This window comes from Synechococcus sp. PCC 7336, from assembly GCF_000332275.1.
Classification (GTDB): Bacteria; Cyanobacteriota; Cyanobacteriia; order Thermostichales; family PCC-7336; genus PCC-7336.
In genome coordinates this window covers 749532-771279 of the sequence record NZ_CM001776.1, presented here as the reverse complement: position 1 = coordinate 771279, position 21748 = coordinate 749532, and the positions used below count along the sequence as shown (strand labels likewise).

The 21748-nt window shown below is 55.3% G+C and carries 18 protein-coding genes; 6 read left to right on the top strand and 12 right to left on the bottom strand.

Annotation, left to right across the window (positions count from 1 at the left end):
• Positions 1 to 168: 168 nt before the first annotated feature.
• Positions 169 to 408 carry a hypothetical protein gene (locus tag SYN7336_RS03760; RefSeq protein WP_156820017.1) on the top strand — a complete coding sequence of 80 codons (240 nt, stop codon included), beginning with the start codon at positions 169 to 171 and terminating at the stop codon, positions 406 to 408.
• Here SYN7336_RS03760 and SYN7336_RS27665 read toward each other — a convergent pair.
• Positions 405 to 1226 carry a bifunctional 2-polyprenyl-6-hydroxyphenol methylase/3-demethylubiquinol 3-O-methyltransferase UbiG gene (locus tag SYN7336_RS27665; RefSeq protein WP_051039738.1) on the bottom strand — a complete coding sequence of 274 codons (822 nt, stop codon included), beginning with the start codon at positions 1224 to 1226 and terminating at the stop codon, positions 405 to 407. The two genes, SYN7336_RS03760 and SYN7336_RS27665, sit on opposite strands and share 4 nt — an antisense overlap.
• A 354-nt stretch (positions 1227 to 1580) precedes the next feature.
• Between SYN7336_RS27665 and SYN7336_RS24310 the strand changes: the two genes are divergently transcribed.
• Complete coding sequence (locus SYN7336_RS24310; RefSeq protein WP_017324584.1) at positions 1581 to 2477, top strand: glycosyltransferase family 2 protein; 897 nt, start codon at positions 1581 to 1583, stop codon at positions 2475 to 2477.
• 74 nt (positions 2478 to 2551) lie between these two features.
• Positions 2552 to 3556, top strand: a complete 1005-nt coding sequence (locus tag SYN7336_RS03745; RefSeq protein WP_017324583.1) for a glycosyltransferase — start codon at positions 2552 to 2554, stop codon at positions 3554 to 3556.
• Between the two features lie 157 nt (positions 3557 to 3713).
• On the opposite strand, the gene carB is transcribed toward SYN7336_RS03745, so the two are convergent.
• Positions 3714 to 6929 carry a carbamoyl-phosphate synthase large subunit gene (gene carB, locus SYN7336_RS03740; RefSeq protein WP_017324582.1) on the bottom strand — a complete coding sequence of 1072 codons (3216 nt, stop codon included), beginning with the start codon at positions 6927 to 6929 and terminating at the stop codon, positions 3714 to 3716.
• Between the two features lie 296 nt (positions 6930 to 7225).
• On the opposite strand from carB, the gene psb34 reads away from it, so the two are divergent.
• Positions 7226 to 7396 (top strand): photosystem II assembly protein Psb34, encoded by a 171-nt coding sequence (gene psb34, locus SYN7336_RS30460; protein ID WP_156820015.1) that lies wholly within the window; start codon positions 7226 to 7228, stop codon positions 7394 to 7396.
• Between the two features lie 69 nt (positions 7397 to 7465).
• Here the strand turns inward: psb34 and SYN7336_RS24305 are convergent, their stop codons facing one another.
• The 9 genes from SYN7336_RS24305 to eno all read right to left on the bottom strand — a co-directional run bounded on the left by SYN7336_RS24305 (position 7466) and on the right by eno (position 18391).
• Positions 7466 to 8266, bottom strand: coding sequence for a hypothetical protein (locus SYN7336_RS24305; protein ID WP_017324580.1), 801 nt, complete (start codon positions 8264 to 8266; stop codon positions 7466 to 7468).
• Positions 8267 to 8282: 16 nt separating this feature from the next.
• The gene (hisD, locus tag SYN7336_RS03725) at positions 8283 to 9638 is read right to left on the bottom strand and encodes a histidinol dehydrogenase (RefSeq protein ID WP_017324579.1); all 1356 of its coding nucleotides are present in this window, start codon (positions 9636 to 9638) and stop codon (positions 8283 to 8285) included.
• Between the two features lie 199 nt (positions 9639 to 9837).
• Positions 9838 to 11565: a bifunctional 3,4-dihydroxy-2-butanone-4-phosphate synthase/GTP cyclohydrolase II gene (ribBA, locus tag SYN7336_RS24300; protein ID WP_071590733.1), complete on the bottom strand. Its 1728-nt coding sequence runs from the start codon at positions 11563 to 11565 to the stop codon at positions 9838 to 9840.
• Between the two features lie 168 nt (positions 11566 to 11733).
• Complete coding sequence (locus tag SYN7336_RS24295; protein WP_017324577.1) at positions 11734 to 12720, bottom strand: LysR substrate-binding domain-containing protein; 987 nt, start codon at positions 12718 to 12720, stop codon at positions 11734 to 11736.
• 245 nt (positions 12721 to 12965) lie between these two features.
• Entirely contained in the window at positions 12966 to 14189 is a 1224-nt protein-coding gene (chlP, locus tag SYN7336_RS03705) for a geranylgeranyl reductase (RefSeq protein WP_026100667.1), read from the bottom strand.
• A 306-nt stretch (positions 14190 to 14495) separates the two neighbouring features.
• Complete coding sequence (locus SYN7336_RS03700; RefSeq protein ID WP_017324574.1) at positions 14496 to 15911, bottom strand: aspartate ammonia-lyase; 1416 nt, start codon at positions 15909 to 15911, stop codon at positions 14496 to 14498.
• A gap of 101 nt (positions 15912 to 16012) precedes the next feature.
• Entirely contained in the window at positions 16013 to 16564 is a 552-nt protein-coding gene (locus tag SYN7336_RS24290) for a hypothetical protein (RefSeq protein WP_156820014.1), read from the bottom strand.
• Positions 16565 to 16621: 57 nt separating this feature from the next.
• Positions 16622 to 16960, bottom strand: a complete 339-nt coding sequence (gene petJ / locus SYN7336_RS03690) for a cytochrome c6 PetJ (protein WP_017324572.1) — start codon at positions 16958 to 16960, stop codon at positions 16622 to 16624.
• A 153-nt stretch (positions 16961 to 17113) separates the two neighbouring features.
• The gene (eno, locus tag SYN7336_RS03685) at positions 17114 to 18391 is read right to left on the bottom strand and encodes a phosphopyruvate hydratase (protein WP_017324571.1); all 1278 of its coding nucleotides are present in this window, start codon (positions 18389 to 18391) and stop codon (positions 17114 to 17116) included.
• Positions 18392 to 18759: 368 nt separating this feature from the next.
• Between eno and SYN7336_RS03680 the strand changes: the two genes are divergently transcribed.
• Positions 18760 to 20238 (top strand): hypothetical protein, encoded by a 1479-nt coding sequence (locus SYN7336_RS03680; RefSeq protein ID WP_026100666.1) that lies wholly within the window; start codon positions 18760 to 18762, stop codon positions 20236 to 20238.
• Between the two features lie 350 nt (positions 20239 to 20588).
• The gene (locus tag SYN7336_RS27660) at positions 20589 to 21041 is read left to right on the top strand and encodes a late competence development ComFB family protein (RefSeq protein ID WP_017324569.1); all 453 of its coding nucleotides are present in this window, start codon (positions 20589 to 20591) and stop codon (positions 21039 to 21041) included.
• A 100-nt stretch (positions 21042 to 21141) separates the two neighbouring features.
• Here SYN7336_RS27660 and SYN7336_RS24280 read toward each other — a convergent pair whose 3' ends face one another.
• Positions 21142 to 21597: a hypothetical protein gene (locus SYN7336_RS24280; protein WP_156820013.1), complete on the bottom strand. Its 456-nt coding sequence runs from the start codon at positions 21595 to 21597 to the stop codon at positions 21142 to 21144.
• Positions 21598 to 21748 lie beyond the last annotated feature (151 nt).

Genomic DNA, 21748 nt, shown 5'->3' with positions numbered 1-21748 from the left:
AAATATGCTGTTTTTAGATACTAGCTGTCGGACTCAGATCGAGAATTTATAGATAGAAGAATCATAAGATTTTCGGATGATGATTCTCAATTATGTTTAGGGCGATCGAGTCTTTGACAGCAATTTAAACTGAGTCTAGTTCGAAAACTCGCAGTTTTGATGAGATACATGTTCGTCCCTCTCACTAGCGCTGTCGATCGCTGCATTCGCCCCCTAAATCCCCCACCAGTGGGGGACTTCCGCGAGGCTATTGACTTCGTTCTACAACTGTCGATCGCCGCGATCGCCGATCGCCTTCCCAGTCTCCCAATTCCAACTGGCACTGCACTCAAGTCCCCCAGAATGGGGGATTTAGGGGGCCGAATGCAATGCCTGAAAACTCTAGGCTTCAACATGGTTGAGGTTTAATGGTTTGATTTACGGATTTTAAGGCCAATATTATAGGCCGCAGTCCCAAAGCGGATGCGCTGTTCTAAATCCACCAGAGCACCCAGCGGGCGAACAATCCTTTGCAATCCCTCAGGCAAACCAAACAAATCGGCATAATATTCGAGACTAAAGACAAGAGGCTCCAGGACTAATCCCCAACGGCTGACCTCTTCAATCTCGTAGTGATGGCCGAAACTACTGCGATCGAGCAACTGCTGTAAATCCGCCAGAGAATAATGCCTGTGCATCTCGCGATCGTTGGCAAATGGATTTTGAGGCTTGTCTGTGGGAGCGGGATGTCCTTTTCTCAGGCGATAGAGCGAGCGATAGATTGGCGAGAAGTATTTCTTGCCGACATAGGAGAGCGCCCGACCGGAGTTGAGTGGGTCCATAAAACCGAACATGCCCCGATGGGGTGTTGTCAAAATCAACAATCCACCCGGCTTTAACACTCGATACAACTCATTCAAACAGGCAACTTCGTCATAGACGTGTTCGATCACATCCGAAAACACCACCACATCAAAACTGGCAGAGTCGAAAGGCGCGTGCTCTAAATTGCCTTGAAAAAACTCTAGGTTGGGATAGTTTTGCTTAGCTTTCTCGACATCTTCAGCCATCAGATCGAAGCCGCAGGCATAGTTGCACTTCCGAGCAAAGGCCGCTGTCGTATCGCCAAACGCACATCCAGCATCCAACAGTCGATCCACCTTTGCTGGCAGCCAGTTAAATACCACGCGCGCTCTACCCCGCACCCGTGGCATCTCTGACTCTACCGGGCTTTCTGTCGCTACCATATTTCCTCTCTCAAACGGTTCGCGGTGCGCGATGAATCTAGGGGCGATCGCTATACTTTCGAGCAAAACTCGACAGCCAATTGGTTAAACCGAAGGGAGGCAATCCCCTTTCGAGCAGTCTACCGTCTTTTTTGTGTATTGATTGTGTCTCGATGGATGGTAGTACTATATACGCATGACTAGAATTCCCGACAATGCCCTCCAGGTTAGCAGCCTATGGCATCGGCCATCCCCGGCCGCGAGTCCGCATCGATTATGGAGAGGATTGGGAGATCGCTTAACGAGTCCGATCCAGTCTCTTCAAACCCTCGTTCGGTAGCCTTTCTCACACCTTTTTGCCATCCCGACAGAATCATGAGCCAGCTTCTCTTCTCGGTTGTCGTCCCCACTTACCAACGGATCGAAACCCTTGCGACCTGTTTGGACTGTTTGGCCCCTGGAGCTCAAACTCTCCCCAGCGATCGCTACGAGGTCATCGTCACTGATGACGGTCGCGAGATTACAGCAGAAGCCGCCATCCGAGAGCGCTATCCCTGGGCAAAGTGGTATGCGGCACCGCAACGGGGGCCTGCAGCCAATCGCAATAACGGTGCCGCCCGTGCGAGCGGCCAATGGTTAGTGTTTACCGACGATGATTGCTTGCCAGACCCCGGCTGGCTGGAGGCATACGCCAGCCAAATTGCCCGCAACCGCGAGGCTGGCTCCACCAAGCTATATCGAGTGCTGGAAGGCAAAACCTACGCCCCTCGCCCCCGCCGCAGTCTGGACGAAGAATCGCCCGTCAACGAAACGGGGGGAAATCTCTGGTCTTGCAATTTTGCGATCGAGCGATCGCTGTTCGAAGAACTTTCCGGCTTCAATACCCGTTTCCCCTATGCGGCGGCAGAAGATATAGACCTGCACTGGAGATTGCGCCAACGGCAGGAATCGATCGCCTTTGTGGAAGCCGCCTCTGTCTGCCATCCCTGGCGGCCATCGGGGGGCTGGAAAGCCCATCTGCGCTACAAAGAATCCATCTTGATTTACCTCGCCCTCCACCCTGAAGAACGCCAGCGCCTCAACCCTCGCCACTATTTGAAATGCTGCGGGCGGGCTCTGCTCAAAGAACTTTTACCCGGCCTGCTGAAATATAAAGCGGTAGGATGGCAGGCCGAAATTGTCAGGCTCCTGGGCTTCCTAGACATGGCGTATATCCTCATCGCTCGCGGGGAGCGCGCCTACCCCGATTTGGAGGCAGGACAGCAGTCCTAGTGTCTTCGTTCTCGCTCTAAAACAAGCACCTATCCCTTTTCTGTCCAGTCTGTAGGCGGGAGAAACTAACCTAAATGGGAATCATCTACATCAATTCATCGCTGGCGAACGAGCGAGGCATTAGTGAAGACAAAACAATCAGTCCTTTCCACTACTGGGGATATAAGCCTAAAAAAGATGATTTAGTTCTGACGGGAAAGCGAGATCGTTATTCCATCAAACTGAGATATTTGCTTAAAGGTGTCGATCTGCAGATTGTACTGTCTGTATTCGTACGGTTATTGAAAGGCGATCGCATCATCTATTTGATCAGCAGTCCAGACCTAATGTTGGCAATACCTGCGATCAAAACCTTATTTCCCAAAGCTAAAATCATGACGTGGGTGTGGACCTCTCACAGCATAGAGCAATATCCACGCGAATTTAAACTGTGCGATCGCCTCTTGTGCCTGACGGAAGATGCTTTCGCCAAAGTCTCTCAAATTGGCTTGGAGTCCATGAGCGAATTTAAGCTCTTAGGAGCCGATCCAGATTACTACTTTAGACCAGTGAAAGAGTCTAAATATGATGTATTGGTTATGGGGCGATCGTTAAGAGATTCCGATGTGATTGTGCAAGCTCTAGCACAAACGGAAATAGAGAAAAGTAGAATTGCCACCACCCAAATCTCGGCTAAATGGTTACGCCTCAACCCAGATGATAGTTCAGAATCTCTGACATTTCTCGATGTCGATACTCACCAATCGCTGGTGACTCTTTTGAATCAAACCCTCGTGGTTTGGATTCCTCTCCTGCCAGACATTAAAGATCCAGCAGGTTATACCAATTTAGTGGAAGCACTACTTGCAGGAACCAGTGTCGTCATCTCCGATTCAAACCTCATTCCCCAGGAGATTATGGCATTGCCGGGGGTATACGTTTGCCAGGTCAGTAGCCCAAAGTCACTCTTGGAGAAAACGCAAACTGCTTTAGAAGACTATCGGCAAAATCCCAACTATCGAGCCGAAATTCGAGAAGCTGCATCTCGCTTACTGGATGGCGATCGGCTTCGGCAAACGATTCATGAGTTTCTCAGTTGAGTTGAACTAGAGCAATTTTCAGGTGGACAACGTACGCTCTAATTTTCAAACCTAGAATCTCCAATCTCCTTCGGTACAGAGGGTATACCACTAACCTGGAAAATGCTCTAAACCCCATCCAAATTGAGATCTGGAGTTTTCAGGCATTGCACTCGGCTCAGTGATGGTGATATTCCTGAATGGGTTTGACATCCAGTTGACCGGCTTGGAGGGAGCGGATGGCAGCGGCAGTGGCGCGAGCGCCTGCCAGAGTCGTGATGAGGGGAATTTTGTAGAGTAGAGCGCTGCGGCGAATTTTGCGACCATCCTGTTGGGCTTCGCCGCCAGAAGGCGTGTTCACAATCAGGTCCACTTCGCGGTTTTTGATGGCATCTACGACGTGAGGGCGGCCTTCGTGCAACTTTTGAATTTTCTGGACGGGAAGGCCGCGATCGCTCAGAATTCTTTGTGTGCCTTCTGTCGAGATCAGTTTGAACCCTAATGCGTGGAAGTCTCGGGCAATCTCGACAACCGCCTCTTTATCGCGATCGCTCACGGTGACAAACACGGTTCCAGAGAGGGGCAACTGCAGTCCGGCAGCAATTTGTGCCTTGGCAAACGCCCTCCCGAAGTCAGTATCGATGCCCATGACTTCACCCGTCGATCGCATTTCGGGGCCGAGGAGCGTGTCAGTACCGGGGAATTTATTGAACGGCAACACAGCCTCTTTGACCGAGATATGAGCGGGGATGACCTCTTGGGTAAAACCAATCTCCTCTAAAGTCTTGCCGCTCATCACTAAAGCTGCATAGCGAGCTAGCGGCACCCCGATCGCCTTACTCACAAACGGGATCGTCCGCGATGCGCGAGGATTGGCCTCTAACACATACACTTGCTCGTCTTTAACGGCATACTGAACGTTCATTAAACCTACCACCCCCAGCTTTTGGGCCAATTGGCAAGTCCAGGTGCGGATGGTGGCCAGCACGGCCTCACTCAAGGTGCGGGTGGGTAAGACGCAGGCAGAGTCGCCAGAATGGATGCCCGCCTGCTCGATATGCTCCATAATGCCGCCAATGGTGACCGCCCCCGTGCGATCGGCGATCGCATCCACATCCACTTCCACCGCATTTTCTAGAAACTTATCCACCAGAATGGGGCGATCGGGGTCCACTTCCACCGCTGCTTCGATGTAACGTTTCAGGTCCGCATCCGAATAGACAATTTCCATTGCCCGTCCCCCCAAGACGTAACTGGGACGAACCACGACGGGATAGCCCACCCGCTGGGCGATCGCCAACGCCTCTGCATACGATCGGGCAATCCCGTTGGCCGGTTGCAGGATGTCGAGATCCCGCAGAATTGATTCAAATCGCTCTCGGTCTTCGGCAATATCGATCGCATCCGGCGAGGTGCCCCAAATGGGGGCGTTGGCTGCCGCTAGCCCTTGGGCCAAATTGAGCGGGGTTTGACCGCCAAATTGGACAATGATGCCCACAGGCCGTTCGGCTTCGACCAAGTTGAGCACGTCCTCGTGGGTGAGGGGCTCGAAGTAAAGGCGATCGGAGCTGTCGTAGTCAGTCGAAACAGTTTCGGGGTTGGAGTTGACCATAATCGATTCGTAGCCCGAATCCTGCATGGCATAGGAGGCGTGACAGCAGCAGTAATCGAACTCGATGCCCTGGCCAATCCGGTTGGGACCGCCCCCCAAAATCATCACTTTGGGGGTATCGGAGGGGAAGATTTCGGTTTCGCTTTCGTAGGTGGAATATTGGTAGGGGGTAAACGCCTCGAATTCAGCGGCACAGGTATCGACGGTTTTGTAAACGGGGATGATGCCTCGAGCTTGGCGGGTCGTGCGTACTTCAGCTTCTGTCGAGGCGGCGAGGGCAGCCAGTTGGCGATCGCTAAAGCCCAATTGCTTCAGACGCCGCCAGTCCTCGGCAGCGAGAGTCTGCAAGTCCTGCCCCTGAATCCACAGCTCCGTTTCCACCAATTCCTGCATCTTGTCGATAAACCAGGCATCGATTTGGCTGAGCTTGTGAATCTCTGTCGCCGTCAGTCCGGCTAGAAAGGCAGTCCGAATCATCAACAGCCGAGCGGGATTGGGTACCCGCAAGCAGCGACGGATGTCTTCAATGGAGGGCAACACTTCGGGGCGATCGGCTCCAAATCCGTAGCGACCGATTTCGAGCGATCGCAAAGCCTTCTGCAATGCTTCTTGGAAGGTTCGCCCGATCGCCATCGCTTCCCCCACCGACTTCATCTGGGTGGTGAGGACTGCCTCGGAACCGGGGAATTTCTCGAAGGCAAAGCGGGGCGCTTTGACCACTACGTAGTCGATGGCAGGCTCGAAGCTGGCGGGGGTTTTTTGGGTGATGTCGTTGCTAATTTCCGGCAGCGTATAGCCGACGGCGAGTTTGGCCGCGAATTTGGCGATCGGAAAGCCCGTCGCTTTAGAAGCCAGTGCAGAAGAGCGGGAGACGCGCGGGTTCATCTCAATGACCCGTACCTCGCCATTATCGGGATTGACTGCGAATTGCACGTTCGAGCCACCGGTTTCCACCCCGATTTCCCGCATGATGGCAAGGGAATAGTCTCGCAGCCGTTGGTATTCCTTATCCGTCAGAGTTTGAGCGGGGGCCACCGTGACCGAATCGCCCGTGTGAACCCCCATCGGGTCGATATTCTCAATCGAACAAATGATGACCGCGTTATCGGCTAGATCCCGCATCACCTCCAGCTCGAATTCTTTCCACCCAATGATGGATTCCTCCACCAAAATTTGGCAGACGGGACTGGCGTCTAAACCGTTGGCACAGATGGCTTCAAATTCTTCTTGGTTGTAGGCTACACCGCCCCCAGTGCCGCCCAGTGTAAAGGCAGGGCGAATAATTAAAGGAAAGCCGATCTGTTTGGCGATCGCCCGAGCCTCTTCGAGCGTGGTAGCCAAGCCCGACTGAGGCACTGACAAACCGATTTTCTGCATCGCTTGTTTGAACAACTCGCGATCTTCCGCCTTCAGAATGGCCTCGAGCTTGGCTCCAATACACTCGACGCCGTACCTTTCCAATACCCCTGTTTCTGCCAGAGCCACGGCCACATTGAGGGCGGTCTGGCCGCCCATTGTCGGCAGGATGGCATCCGGGCGCTCCCATTCGATAATTCGCTCGACAAAGTCTGGGGTGACCGGCTCGATATAGGTGCGCTCCGCTGTGGCGGGGTCGGTCATGATGGTGGCGGGGTTGGAGTTAACTAACACCACTTCGTAGCCTTCTTCCCGCAGCGCCTTACAGGCTTGGGTGCCGGAATAATCGAACTCGCACGCCTGACCAATCACAATCGGACCAGCCCCAATCAACAGAATTTTCTGCAGGTCGTTGCGGCGCGGCATGGATATCTCCCAATCGTTTTGCTGGCCCAGGGCTGGACCCGTTTTTGCAGGCTCAACCCTCGCTCCGACAGCCGCAGCGAGGTAAAACCACTCTATTGTAGGGGCGTTTGGGGCATGCCTCCGATCGTCCCCACAGGCACGGCTAAATCCGCTGCGGGCTTTAAGAAACTTTATGTTTGCGCAAAACTGCTTAACATAATGCCTCGGTCGTTTGGCGATCGCCACCACTGCCCTCGAGATCGACAAGTATCGCGGGAGATGATTTATAGTTACTAACTAAACAACTGGAACTGCTGATGCCCTACACATCTGACGAACGCGGGATCATGAACAATTTCCCGACGGAAACCAAAGATCGCGTTGCCGAGCCTCCTAACAAACAACAAAAAATTCAGTACGCCGTCACAGCAGCGATCGCTACGGTTCTCGTGGGTGGTTTAGTCTTGCTGTCTGTCGCGGTTTCCTAAGCGATCGCCCTCTAAATTTCACCGCCGTAAAGCTTGGGCATTGGGAGATCGCGCCCGAAAAGGTGGGTCTCAAGAAGGCAAAGCAGGAGCGCAAAGCTGGCCGGTAATGGCAGGCCAAGCGGATTCCCAACTGTCTAATTCTGCCTGGGCCTCGGCGTTGGTGACCGGTGCTTCGAGGTTGACGCTGGCGGAGATATCTAGCCAGTCGGGGGCGGGAACATCGGCGATTGCGTCAGTGGCGCTGGCACTGACGCTGACCACTTCAGGCAAGCTGAGAAAATCGCTGACGGCAAATAAGACGCGATCGGCAGACCGTTCGTCCCAGCCCAACAGAACCGTCACGGCAGGCATGGGATCGGGCGATCGCACCTCCAATACCCCCGCCTTTTCGCCCCCATTGGGGGACCACAGGACCGCTCGATTGAGAATGGCATTGGAGCGGAACAAGCCCGAAAACTCCCGCGCCAACACGCTCTCCGCTTGCCACTCGACGGGTAATAGCAGCACGAAATCGGAGTTGAGCCCCTTGCGATCGGCAAATGTAGACGGGGGCGTGTAAATCGCCTCCAGTTGGCCGGTCTCGGTATCGCGGGCAAACAGGACGCTGCGCAATTGGCGACGGCCCACGGGCGTAACGTCATAGGTCAGACGGCTGTAGACCTCCCACTGGCGATCGGCAGAGGTCACCGGTTGACTGCGCAACAGCCCCACCATGCGACAATTCTGCTGCCACGATTGATTGGCTAAATCCTGCAGCCACAGTCGGGGGATGGGTATTGCACTGGCAGGAGCCGCATGGCCACTAGACGCCAGTGCCCCCAGAACGCCCAGCGACAAACCGATCGCAATCCCCCACCGATGACCGAGCATGGCTGTTGTACTTCCCCTAATGACGTGAATCTCCTGACAGCCGCAACCGCACGGAGGCTCCGTGGGAAGGCAGTCCCTCTGCTTCGGTTAAAGCGGCGATCGCTCCAGAGACCTCTTGCAGGGCCTCAGCACTATACTCGATCAGACTGGAATGCTTCATAAACGTTTCCACCCCTAAGGCGGAAGCATATCGGGCTGCGCCGCAGGTGGGCAAGGTGTGGTTGGGACCGGCGATATAGTCCCCCACCGCTTCGGGGGTATTGTGGCCCATAAAGATCGCCCCGGCATGGCGAACGCCCTCCACCACCTCCCAAGGATTGGCCACCTCTAGTTCGAGGTGCTCGGGGGCAAACAAATTGGACAGTGCCACTGCGACATCGAGGTTTTCGACCACGACAATCAGTCCGTAATGGGCGATCGCCTTTTCCGTCAGCGTGCGGCGGGGGTGTCCCTCCAGTTGCTTGTCCACCTCGATTGTCACCTGTTTGGCTTGACCGTAGTCGGTGGTGAGCAGGATGGCAGCCGCGAGCGGATCGTGCTCTGCCTGAGCCAGCAGATCGGCAGCTAAATAGACTGGATTGGCGGTTTCGTCCGCAATCACCAGCACTTCGCTCGGGCCAGCCAGCGAGTCAATCCCGACGGTACCGTACACCTGCTTTTTCGCCAGCATGACGTAGACATTGCCGGGACCGGAGATAACATCGACTTTCGGGATGCTTTCAGTACCGTAGGCCATCGCCGCGATCGCCTGTGCCCCCCCCACCCGATAAATCTTTTCAATACCGGTCTCTTGGGCTGCAACCAACACTGCCGGACTAATACCCGACCCCCTGCGCCCGTTATCCCCTGCTTGGCTGTTGTCCCCCGCTTGGCTGTCCGATCCCGGCGGGGTCGCCATAACAATTTCGCGCACCCCGGCCACCATGGCGGGAATCGCATTCATCAGCACTGTACTGGGGTAGGCAGCACTACCGCCGGGGACGTAAAGACCAGCGCGATCGACGGGAGTATAGCGTTTGCCCAAGACAATATCGGGCTCGGAGAAGCTGACCCAGCCTTTGGGTACCCGCTGGCGGTGAAAAGCTTCAATCCGCTGTTTGGCCATCTGAATGGCAGCGAGCAACTGGGGCGACACGGTTTGATAGGCCGCTTCTAACTCCGCCCCCGAGACTTTGAGTTCGGTCGGAGACAGGTCCACCCGGTCAAACTCGGCAGTGTAGTTGAGCAGGGCGGTATCTCCCTGGCGGCGGACGGTCTGAATAATCTCGCGGACAGTCGCTTCCCGATGCACCTGCCGGTCGGATTGCGTGCGATCGCAAATACGCTTCAGCTCGGCCTCTGCTTCAGTGCGTTGGGTAACAATTCTCAGCATGGCAATATCGAAACAGCACGGGGCTGGGGGAGGCTGTGTCAGGGTACGGCTTTACAAGCTCGTGCTCATAGCTTAGCTCGATTTTTGCCGTTCATCCGAGCGGGCAGGCGGATGACAGTTCCTAGTGTAGCTGGGCAGGAGGGCGACCGAGGGGTTCTGGTGGCGACTCGATGCTGACTCGAATCGAGCTACTTTGCACCTAGGCCGAAACGGGGCTCGTGGCGGTTGCCGAGCGAGTTTTCAAGCGGTAAACGGTGCGTTCGCGCCAATCGATCGCCTCTTCCATTTCTAAGGCCGACAAGCGATCGCAATCGTAGTGCTGTTCCGGCCAATCCTCCTGCAGGTTGGCCAGCGGATCGCGACCGGCGGACACCATCCAGGCGATCGCCCGCAACTGCGGATGCTGGCTCAACTGCACCAGTAACTGAATCAGCGCCTTGCGATAGTCTACCAACTGCGGATCGGAACTGGCGACGTACCACTGGGCGGCGGGGAGGGCTTCTGCAAGCCCGACGTGGGCCACTAAGCTCGCGCCCGAAAACATGGCGCTGGCGATCGGGCGGGGATCGGCCTGAACGAGGAGGGGACTCGATTCGGTCAGGTGGTTGAGATGGTCTACCCATTCCGCTCGCTCGCGACTGGACCACTGTTGCTCCTCCGATTGGGGATAGAGCGCAACGCTCAAGAGTCGCGTGCGCAATAGCAGGTGCCCCAGTTTTTCCGCTTTGGTGGCAAGGTAGCGGGCGCTGAAATCATTCGCTTCCACAATCAGGGGAACGCGATCGACCACCTCCAGCCCAAAGCCTTTCAGACCGGCAATTTTACGGGGATTGTTGGTGATCAGGCGCATGTTGCGAACCCCCAGGTCGTTGAGAATTTGGGCTCCAACGCCGTAGTTGCGCAGATCGGCGGCAAACCCCAAACGCTCGTTCGCTTCCACCGTATCGAGTCCCATATCCTGGAGGGAATAGGCTTTTAACTTGTTGATCAAGCCAATGCCGCGACCCTCCTGACGCAGGTAGACCACAACCCCCTGGCCGTGATGTTCGATTGTCTTGAGGGCCGTTTGCAGTTGGCGGCGACAGTCGCACCGCACCGAGCCCAAAGCATCCCCCGTCAGACACTCGGAATGCACCCGCACCAGCACATCTGACTGGGGAAAATCAGCGGGGTTGCCTTTGACGATCGCCACGTGCTCGCCGCCATTTAACGTATCGCGGTAAGCATAAATCTGGAATTGGCCGAATTCAGTCGGCATTTGAGCCACTGACTCTCGCCGGACGAAGCGCTCGTGACAGAGGCGGTAGGCAATCAGGTCGGCAATGGTAATAATTTTGAGGTTGCGTTCGCGGCTGAACTCGATCAACTCCGGCAGTCGCGCCATGGAACCGTCGGGGTTTTGAATCTCGCAAATCACCCCAGCGGGATAGAGCCCCGCCAGCCGCGCTAAATCGATACTGGCCTCCGTATGTCCGGCCCGCACGAGCACGCCCCCTTCCCGCACCCGCAATGGGAAGATGTGGCCCGGTCGGCGCAAGTCTTCGGGCTTGGTTTGGGGTTGGATGGCCGCCTGAATGGTGCGAGAGCGATCGCTGGCAGAAATGCCCGTCGAAACCCCCAGATGGGGGGCGGCATCGATACTGACGGTGAAAGCAGTCTGGTTGCTGTCGGTGTTCTCTTCCACCATCATGGGAATTTTTAAGCGATCGAGGCGATCGCCTTCCATCGCCAAACAGATCAGGCCGCGCGCGTGAACGGCCATGAAATTAATTGCATCGGGGGTGGCAAATTGGGCTGCACAAACCAAGTCCCCTTCGTTTTCGCGGTTCTCGTCGTCGACCACAATAATGGATCGCCCAGCTTTGAGATCCTCGAGTGCCTCCTCCACTTTGTGAAATCTAAAGTCAGACAGATTCGTTATAGGCATGTGTACTGCACAAAAACAGTTCTGGTCGAAGCGGCGATCGCCTCTAGCAGGCAAGCACGATCGCCATTGCTCGCTTGGGGATCGGCATTGAAACCAGCCTCTAAATTGTAACAGTGCGGCCTAATGAGACCGGGCTCGATTGCCACCTCTAGGAGTCCCCAACGCCGATTAGGCGTGTACTGCCTCGGCTCGCGCCGATGCCTCTTGCAGGTGCTGTCTGAAGCTTTGGGCCACCTGAGACTGATAGCGGTTGGGGCTATAAATCAGGCGCAAGGTTCGCTTCACCTCTAACCCCTCGACGTGCAATTGCTCCAGCAGACCCAGTTCCAGATCGGCAGCCACTGCCGTAAGGGATAGAAAGGCTACCCCCAGCCCCGCTTTGACTGCATTCTTGATCGCCTCTAGCGAAGTCAGTTCCATCTCCACCTGAAACTTGGCCGGATTGATGTCGTAGGTTTCGAGGCTGGAATCGATCGCCTTTTTAGTGGTGGATTGAGGATTGAGGGTGATAAAACGCAGCTCGTAGAGCTCTTCTTTCCTCAGGTGGGTGGGGATATCGAGGTTGGAGCTTGCCAGCGGACTGCGCTCGAACTGAGCTGCTACGGCATCGGGGTGGGCTCGCACCAAAACGAACTCATCCGTGGCATAAGCGCTGACGTCCAGTTGATCTTTGAGTTGAGGAGGAATCGTCCCGCCCACGATCGCCAGATCGAATTGTCCTTCTGCGACTCCACTGGCAATTCGCCGGGTTGAAAGCACCTGCAATTGCACCGAAATTTGGGGATAGGACTGACGAAATTCTGCGATCAGTCGGGGCATCATGTAGGTGCCCACTGTCTGGCTAGCTCCCAAGGCCAGGGTTCCCCGCTTCAGATCCTGCAAGTCCACTAAGGCCCGACAAGCTTCTTCGCTCAGGTTCAGAATGCGGCTGCTGTAGTCCACCAGTAATTTGCCCGCCTCGGTCAAGATCACCCGCCGTCCGCCCCGATCGAACAGGGTGACTTCCAGCGAGCGCTCCAGACTCTGCACCTGCAAGCTGACTGCCGGCTGAGAGACAAACAACTTGTCGGCAGCTTTGCGAAAGCTGCCATACTCGGAGATTGCTCGTACAATACGCAGTTGATCGAGCGTAAAGGGAACGTCAAACTCGGCCATAAGTTTAGAGTGCGAGTGTGAAAAAGGCTGCGACAGCGAATTCGATTTCGACCCAACCGATGGAGTCAACTCGAGGCAAGTTGACCTGAAGAGAATAGCGATTGCTCGGGCGCTGCAAACGAGCACCCCAATCATAAAACAGGGGCGCATCATTCGCGCCCCTGTCCATCAATCGATACTTCAACCCATCGCTATTTCAAGCAAGCGAATCTTAAGTCAGTCGAACCTTCAACTGAACGATCGCTCTAGGGAGCCAGAGCACTGCCGCGCAGCAAACTGCCAATGGTCTTAGCGGTAATCTTGAGTTGCTTGAGGGGATTGGCAGGTACGACGGTTTTGTATAAGTAAGAGTCGAAGGTAAGCCTTTGGACGTCAATGTCGTCACACATTTCCACAAAGGCTTCGCGGGTGGCATCCGAGCGATAGAAGACCCGTTGCAGAATGTCGAGCACCTTGTAGGTCAGCCCATACTGGCGATCCCAGCGTTTGAGATATGTTTTCAAGTCCGCTTCGGTGGGAATGCGCTGGCCGCGATTAGAGACTTCCACAATGGTTTCAGCGCAGATGCGACCGGACTTGGCGGCAAAGTAAATACCTTCGCCTGAAGACTTGGTCACATAACCCGCAGCATCCCCCACAAGTGCGGCTCGACCGACAACGCGGCGGGGACGGGGATGTTCGGGGATGGGGTGAGCCTCGACCTTAATCACTTCGCCACCGCGAATTTTGTCAGCGGCGCGTCTGCGGATGCCCGCCTGCAGGGTCTTGATATCTGCTTTATGGATCTGCATGGTGCCGGTGCCCACCGAGACGTGATCGTGTTTGGGAAACACCCAAGCATAAAAGTCGGAGGAAACGTCGTTACCGACATACATTTCCGCCAAATCTTCGTAATAGGCCATTTTGTCGTCGGGGATGCGAATTCGCTCCTGGAAGGCGATCGCATAGTTGTAGTCTCCAGCATCAATGGCCTTTGCCACCTTGGAGTAGAAGCCATCAGCGCCAATGAGCAAGTCCACTTCGAGGGAGCCGAGGCGATCGGGGGCATCGCTCCTCTTATCGGCGTGGCTGTAGTGAATGACGTAAGGGTCGGTATCGTTAGCGGGCAGTTGAATGTCCAGCACCGTCGCGTTAATCAGTTTGGCCCCCAACTCGGCAGCTCGGTTGCGCAGAAAGGCATCCAAAATTTCGCGCCGGGTCATGCCGATGAACTCGCGATCCCGCTCCACCGCAATATTGACCTCGCGGTTGGAGGGGGAAATCATCTTCATGCGTCGCACTTTGCGATCGATAATTTCGTCCGGCAACTGAAACTCTTCCACCATACACAAGGGAATGGCACCGCCACAGGGCTTGGCATTATCTAGCTTGCGCTCGAACAAATACGTTTCGATTCCAGCTTTGGCCAACACTTCAGCCGTACAAGATCCAGCAGGGCCGCCGCCCACTACAGCAACTCTCAGACTCAAGGTGAGTTCTCCCTATCTGCAAAGTTTTGTTAAATAATTCTGGGCCGCTTGTCGCACTCAGCGAGGTTGGCTGCCCAATTACGCGGGCATCGTAACACAGCTTTGAGAATCCTCTAAAAGAGCTTACAAGTCTCTTACAAATCGAAGGCACGACCCATTAAATATTGAGAAATATTGCAGTATGGCTTGCTAATATCGCAGTCTTTTTGTCAATGCAAGCGCCGTTGTTTCCGTCAATAAGTATCAATGCTTATGGCCCTCTCGGACAGAGAAGCGATCGCTCATCCCCTTCGCCAAGAGGAAGGGTTACGCTTGGGGTTGCCGCACTATTTGGCTCGTGGCATCCAAATCTAACACCTGGGCTAGGGTTGCCTCGTCCATTAACCCGCGAGCGATCGCGATTTCCCGGATAGATTTGCCCGTTGCCAGCGATTCCTTAGCTACATCGGCAGCGGCGAGGTAGCCAATATGGGTGTTGAGGGCTGTGACGAGGGCGAGGGTGCCTTCAGCATAGGCTCGGCAGCGATCGCCATTGGCGGTAATCCCTTTGACGCAGCGCTCGCCAAAAGCCTGGAGGGCGCGAGCGAGGATTTGAATGGCGTGGAGCAAATCGTAGGCAATCAGCGGCATCATCACGTTGAGCTCGAACTGACCGGCTTGGGCGGCGTAGGCGATCGCCGTATCCAGACCCATCACTTGAAAGCAAACCATATTCAACATTTCCGCCATCACCGGATTGTATTTCCCCGGCATGATTGACGAGCCCGGTTGTACGGGTGGTAGCTGAATTTCCTTCAGTCCCGTTTTGGGGCCAGAATCCATCAATCGCAGGTCGTTGGCAATTTTGCTGCAGTCTTGGGCTAAGTTTCGCAAGGCACTGGAGACGCTGACGAACGGCCCCATGCTTTGCATGGCGGCCATGAGATGGGGAGCGGGTTCGAGCGCGAGACCGGTGTAATCGGATAGTCGTCGAGCAACGCGATCGCAATATTGGGGATGGGTATTCAACCCAGTTCCGGTAGCGCTGCCCCCCAAACCCAGAGAGTGCAATTCTGTAGCTGCTCGACGCAGGGTTTGTTGGCGATCGCTCAAAATCTGCGCGTAGGCTCGAAATTCCTCGCCCAAGCGTACGGGCACGGCATCCTGCAGGTGGGTGCGGCCCGCTTTAACAATGGCGGCAAATTCGTCTGCCTTGGCGGCAAATGCCCCCTCCAGATCCTTCAGCCTGGGGAATAGCTCTCGATGCAGGGACAGCAGTGCCCCAATCCGAATCGCCGTCGGAATCACGTCATTGGTGGACTGACCGTAATTGACGTGGTCGTTGGGGCTTACCCGCTGGTAGTTACCCTTGACATCCCCTAAAATCTCTAAGGCCCGATTGGCTAGCACTTCATTCACATTCATGTGGTGGGAGGTGCCTGCCCCCGCTTGATAAATATCCACCACAAACTGATGGCGCAGTTTTCCCGCCAGAATTTCGTCCGCTGCCTGCACTACGGCAGCTCCAATCTCTGCTGGAATGCAGCCCAGTTCGGCATTGACGCTTGCTGCTGCCTTCTTGACGAGCAGGCAAGCATCCACATAAATCGGCAGCGGCTCAATCCCGCTAATGGGGAAATTCTCTTGCGCTCGTAGGGTTTGGATGCCGTAGTAGGCGTCGTCGGGCAGATGGCGATCGCCCATCGAATCCCGTTCGATGCGGCCAGATTCAGGAGTACTCATGGTGGATTGACGATCTCGACGCGCAGCAAGTTTTTGCAACCGAATTGGCTGCAAACCTCAGCTTAGCGCCCGACAGGAGGAAGGGGGGATTTGACGAAATGTTACTGTGCGGCAACGGTATCGGGCACAGTGATTGTGGTGGTAGCCGATAAGACCTCGCTGTTGTGAACGAGGGTTTCGTGCCGGTTGGTGTTAAGGGTGACTGAAATCTCGCGATCGCCCGCGTCCAACTCTCCCAAATAAAACCAGTTGCCATACAACCGAGTCACCTTCTCCCCATCGATATACAAATGGGCGTGACCCTCATTTTGGGACGAACTCCCTTCGTTGACCGACGCGGGGGCAAAGCTAAAATTGGTAACTCGTACTTCTAAATTCCAGCCTTTCAGCGAGTCTTCGCGTACCGTCAACTCAATTGCTGGAATGGGGCGATCGGAAGCGACTTCGAAAGGTTGGTGGCGATCGCTGCCACCTGTATGACCGTGATGGGAGGGTAGTTCGCGAGAATGCTCTGTAGCGGCCTCAACCTCCCCGCGATGGTGGCCTTGGCTGAGTAAACCGTCGGCAGAGCGCTCATTCGCCTCTACGGTGGTAGTTCCAACCATTACAGTGGCAGCGATCGCGATTGCCTCCAATATTCGACTCATCTTCATGCTGACTGTCCTCTGCAAACGATATCCCTGGAATACGCCTGTCCAATGTGGGGACAATTATTTCCAATCGGCGTCTGCCTGTGCCAAAACGTAAGCAGCCACTGATTCGATTTGTCCGTCATCCAAACGTCCCTTAAAGGCAGGCATTCCGCCTTTTCCATTACGCACTTGGGTGGAGATCGCCTCTACAGACGCCATACCGTACTGTTCCAGCGCACCCTTTTGCAAGGTCTTCGCAGCAACCACGACATTGAGCCCCCCTTTGTGGCACGAGGCACAGTTGCTGGCAAACACCTTTTTCCCTAGAGCTAAGTCGGGTTCGGCGCTAGCGGGCGCAGCTAAAAAGACTGCGGCACAAACCAGAACCGATAGAACTATCCTGCAAACTCTATTCATATGACGCACACTAGCCAAAAGAGCGATTGAAACACTTCCAGCTTTAAAGATGCAGCTGCGGGAAATCAACAGACAGTCCGTCAAACATCACAGAATGTGAATGCTCCGAGCGGCGATTCTGTAGAAACTGACGCCATTTGGCGATCGCCGACCCTATATTTTGAAGCCGAGACCTCCCATGCCGTACACCGCTGCATCCCCCAGATCGTCTTCAATCCGCAGGAGCTGATTGTATTTCGCCACCCGCTCGCTGCGACAGAGAGAGCCTGTCTTAATTTGTCCGGCCCGCGTCGCCACCGCCAGATCGGCAATGGTGGTATCTTCGGTTTCCCCGGAGCGATGGCTGACCACAGACGTCAACCCATTGCGGGTGGCAAGGGCGATCGCCTCCAACGTCTCACTTAAAGACCCAATCTGGTTGAGCTTGATCAAAATCGAGTTAGCCGCGCGGCTGTCAATCCCCCGTTGCAGGCGTTCGGGGTTGGTGACAAACAGATCGTCCCCCACCAACTGCACGCGATCGCCCAACTGGGCAGTGAGCGCGACCCAATTCTCCCAATCCTCTTCGGCTAAGCCATCTTCAATCGAGACAATCGGATAGCTCTGGAGCAGTTGCTCGTAATAGTCGATCATCTCGGCGGCAGACTGAGCTGTACCCTCAAACGTGTATTGGCCAGCCTCGAAGAACTCGGTGGAGGCCACATCCAGGGCCAGAGAAATATCTTTACCGGGTTCGTAACCCGCTTTTTCGATCGCCGCAACCAGCAAGTCGAGTGCTTCGGCATTGGAGCCGAGGTTGGGGGCAAACCCCCCTTCATCCCCCACGCTGGTGGCCAATCCTCGCTCGCCCAGCACCTGTTTGAGCACGGCAAACACCTCAGCTCCGTACCGCAGGGCTTCTTTAAACGTGGGAGCTCCCACCGGCACAATCATGAACTCTTGAATATCGACATTGTTATCGGCATGGGCACCGCCGTTGAGAACATTCATCAAGGGAATTGGCAACACATTGGCCAGCGGACCGCCCAGATAGCGGTAGAGAGGCAGCCCCAACCACGCTGCAGCGGCTTTTGCATTGGCCAGCGATACCGCCAGGATGGCGTTCGCCCCCAACTTAGATTTGTTCGGCGTGCCGTCCAATTCGATCGCCGTGCGATCGATGGCGAGCTGGTCTAGAGCATCGAGTCCGATCAGCTCTCGGGCAATTGACTGTTCGACATTGAAGATTGCTTGCAGGACTCCCTTGCCGCCATAGCGATCGCTGTCTCCATCCCGCATTTCGTGGGCTTCGAAACTGCCGGTGGATGCACCACTGGGAACCTGAGCGACTCCAAGCGCCCCACTGTCGAGCACCACCTCCGCTTCGAGGGTCGGTCGGCCCCGAGAATCAAGAATTTCCCGTGCAGTAATGGAGGCAATTGACGTATCCACAGTGAGACTCCCAGTCGATCGATCCGCTCAATAAGTTAGTCTACGATCTGTCTGTAGGAAATTCCTGTCTCGCACAAACTTCAGTTTTCAAAAATCCCGACCCAGTGGTATTCCTCAGAGGGGCAGCGGCGGCCGCTACGATACAGGTAGCAGCAGTGCGAGTTGCCGAAAGCTTCAGGCTGGACTTGAATGAGTGGGAAAGCCAAATCTAAGCTGACGATCGTTGCAGTGGGGCACGCTGTTCGACAGTTTGTAAAATTGTCAGACAGAGTCCTGCGATGCAGCTGCCGAGGCTAATCGAAGCCATTCCCCTCTACTGCCTTTGACTTCGACGTTTGGTTGTTTTCTACCCTTGTTTTTCCTCGGCCATGGCCGCTATTTCTGTCCAGCGTTACGATCTCTACCTGCAAGCCACCCGGCTGCTGCACCGCTATCGCCAACTTGCGGTGGGCCTGCATCCGACGGGGGTGGAAGTGGTATTGGCGATTCAGTTTGCCCGCGATCGCATGCCTTGGGTGGGAGACACACGCGGTCTGGCCTTGAGTGCGATCGCCCAAACTATTTGCGACCCCTTCTACACCAAATCTCACCCCAAGCTGCCCTGCTTCTCTGACAACTCCTCCTTGGTCTGGCCGTTATTCAACCAAGACCCAGAAGGGGTGGCCCAGCCGATCTTGCCCCAGGCTGCCGCCAAGTATTACTGGGAGCGGCGCTGGCTCAAAGCCTGTAACGCTCAGGCGGGGATTGGCTGTCACGCCAGCTCCTCTAAAATGTGGCAAGATGCAGAGTTTCTCAATAGCGATCGCGACGTTTGTCCGCTGCGCTTTTATGACGGTACCTTCCCGATGACGGTCGATCGGGGCCGCCAGCGCTGTCGGTTTGACGATCGTCCCTGCGGCTGGCAATCGGGTTTTCCCAAGATGTTGCAGGTGTTGGGCAGCGGTCCCGAGGCAGAGGTATTTCGGACCGATTGGTCGGAAGCGATGTGGGCAATGCTAGTGCCCGTCCATCAGCCCGTGCCGGTTTACCCACTGATTGTGGCGCTGTATTTCGGCAGCGAGCTGTTATGTCAGCGTCGCGAGGCGATTGCGCCCGAGCAACTGGCTGCCGATCTGGATCTCGACTCCTGGCACCTGCGCCGAGTGTTCGATCTAGACCCCAATTCTGCTTTCAACCAATCCTTGCTCCAATTGGCCGCTCAGTCAGAAACGCTCTCCGATGCTATCCCCCATCCCGGCGAAACCTTTCACCTTAGCGGCTGGTCGATCCCCAAACTGTTACCCCAACCGACCGGCGGCCACATCCTGCTCGACCCCGACGAGCCTCCCACCTTCAAAACCAGCGGCCTACCGGCGGGATCGTCCCACGGCGATCCACTCGTGGCCGAGCGTCGCCGCCGCCGCCAGCTAGAGCGCACCCCTGCCCACAACGAGCTCCTGCGCCAATTCCGCCGTTGGTTCCGGTTGGCGGGAATTGAAGTGCGGGAGGATCGGCAGTTTTTTGACTTTTTGGCGGTCAAGGACAATCGCGTTCTGTTGGCTGAAGTGAAATTGCTGTACCACCAGGATGTGGCGGAAAGTATCCAAGAGCTGGTGGGGCAGTTGTTTTATTACGAGCGTTTTGCCGTTGCCCCTTGGACAGAGCGAGGATTCACGCTGTTGAAGGCAGCGGTGGTCGATCGCCCTCCATTGGGGGATTACATTACATTTCTGTCCGATTTGGGAATTGCGACCTATTGGCTGACGGAGGAGGGCAAGATTGATGGGTCGGAGGAGGCGTTGCGCCTATTGCGACAAATGCAGGTGGCGGTGCGACCCGATCCCGAGCGATTAGAAACAGATGCCTGAGCGGTCTGCAGGACTCAGCGCTGCTTGTGTGCCTGCAGTACGCCCAGCTCTTCTCTCGAATACAGCCAAGCTCGATCGGTTGAGCTTCAACTGCATACTCAATATTGGGCAGAGGTATTTTCTCTATGTCTAGAATGTATAGAATTATCTGATTATCCGGTGAATCTATAAGATTAAAATTAAACTTCGCTCATAAATCTCATATTTTTGATAAATTAGAAGCTAATTGAGCCTGCTGGGGTAGTGATTGCATCTAATGATGAATCAATTGTTACCAGCAGCTTGAAGCCAATTTTTATGCATAGATCTTTCTCTAGCCCTTGCGGACCCAGATCGCACTGAGAACCCTTATGAACTACTCGCTAGATGACACGCGACCGATGATCAATGTGCTCGAAGAGCAAGTGTTGATGGAGGCCCGACGTCAGTTTCAACGGTTGCCCGAGCTCGATCGCCATAAGTTTTGTGCGGTGGATATCGCTGCTTACGCACTCAATCGCATGCAGCCGATGTACGCCACCAATCGAGATGGGTGGGGATACCAGCGCGAACGAGCGCTGCGGCGCGTCAGTCAGGAGATTCAGACACAGGTCACCCGCGCCATTCAAAAGCTGCAGAAGTGTCCGCGTCGCGAGGGCAGACCTTTACCCGAAACAGTCGAGGCCCGCAATGCCCTCAATCAAATTCGGGCTTTACTCGATCGACCCGATCTAGATTGGCGAGACTTGCCGAACCTAGTCGAACACTTGACGGAAGCTGCGGCAGCGAGTCATGCTGCGATCGAGAGTGGTTCTTGGTATTGAGGCTGGGAGCTTCTGGCTGAGCAGCGTGCATCTTGACGACGAGCGTGCGAGAGCGAGCCGGCAAGCATCGCTCGCAATAGCAATACTCGCAATAGCAATATTAGATCTGCGGGCGATCGCCACTGTCGGGTTCAACTAACAAGATTTCCATTTGCCGGTCGGGCAAGTAGTTGAGGTGTTCTCTCATAGCAGCCTCTGACTGCAGGGGGTCCAAGCCCAACTCCACTTTGTCTCGCAACGCTTCTACCCGTTCCTCCATAACGCCGACAGCCTGTTCCAAGGCATTGAGATTGCGGTGTTGCGTTTGCCAGAGAGGCACCAGTCTCGCCAGCGCAATGGCAGTCGCGCTGAGCCACAGTCCATTCACCACCACAGCCACGCCAGCCTGCCAGCCCAGGGTTCGGCGGTATTGACGCAAACGCTGTTGCCGTCTTTGTTGCACCGCCTGCAGCCGTCCCGAACGCCCGTTGCGATCGCCGCCAGAGTCGGCATCTGCAGTAGGGACAGCCTGAGGAACCAGCCTCAGTCTAGGCGCAGGCACTCGACTCGATGGCACAGTCCTATTGAGGCTTCGATCCCGTCGCGAGAATGGCGAGCGAGAATGGGAGAAGCGGCGTTTAAAGAGGCGATCGCGCACTAAACAGTCTCCAATCATCACCTTTGCTGACACTTAGAGCGCTTGGCGGTCGAGCCAGCAACTTGGATGG

Bases quoted from the DNA above. Each gene is read 5' to 3' on its own strand.
- SYN7336_RS03700 (WP_017324574.1), bottom strand. From the start codon at position 15,911: ATGAGTACTCCTGAATCTGGCCGCATCGAACGGGATTCGATGGGCGAT.
- SYN7336_RS24305 (WP_017324580.1), bottom strand. From the start codon at position 8,266: ATGCTCGGTCATCGGTGGGGGATTGCGATCGGTTTGTCGCTGGGCGTT.
- SYN7336_RS03760 (WP_156820017.1), top strand. From the start codon at position 169: ATGTTCGTCCCTCTCACTAGCGCTGTCGATCGCTGCATTCGCCCCCTA.
- psb34 (WP_156820015.1), top strand. From the start codon at position 7,226: ATGCCCTACACATCTGACGAACGCGGGATCATGAACAATTTCCCGACG.
- ribBA (WP_071590733.1), bottom strand. From the start codon at position 11,565: ATGCCTATAACGAATCTGTCTGACTTTAGATTTCACAAAGTGGAGGAG.
- SYN7336_RS24310 (WP_017324584.1), top strand. From the start codon at position 1,581: ATGAGCCAGCTTCTCTTCTCGGTTGTCGTCCCCACTTACCAACGGATC.
- SYN7336_RS27665 (WP_051039738.1), bottom strand. From the start codon at position 1,226: ATGGTAGCGACAGAAAGCCCGGTAGAGTCAGAGATGCCACGGGTGCGG.
- SYN7336_RS03745 (WP_017324583.1), top strand. From the start codon at position 2,552: ATGGGAATCATCTACATCAATTCATCGCTGGCGAACGAGCGAGGCATT.
- hisD (WP_017324579.1), bottom strand. From the start codon at position 9,638: ATGCTGAGAATTGTTACCCAACGCACTGAAGCAGAGGCCGAGCTGAAG.
- SYN7336_RS27660 (WP_017324569.1), top strand. From the start codon at position 20,589: ATGAACTACTCGCTAGATGACACGCGACCGATGATCAATGTGCTCGAA.
- SYN7336_RS24295 (WP_017324577.1), bottom strand. From the start codon at position 12,720: ATGGCCGAGTTTGACGTTCCCTTTACGCTCGATCAACTGCGTATTGTA.
- SYN7336_RS24290 (WP_156820014.1), bottom strand. From the start codon at position 16,564: ATGAAGATGAGTCGAATATTGGAGGCAATCGCGATCGCTGCCACTGTA.
- carB (WP_017324582.1), bottom strand. From the start codon at position 6,929: ATGCCGCGCCGCAACGACCTGCAGAAAATTCTGTTGATTGGGGCTGGT.
- SYN7336_RS03680 (WP_026100666.1), top strand. From the start codon at position 18,760: ATGGCCGCTATTTCTGTCCAGCGTTACGATCTCTACCTGCAAGCCACC.
- petJ (WP_017324572.1), bottom strand. From the start codon at position 16,960: ATGAATAGAGTTTGCAGGATAGTTCTATCGGTTCTGGTTTGTGCCGCA.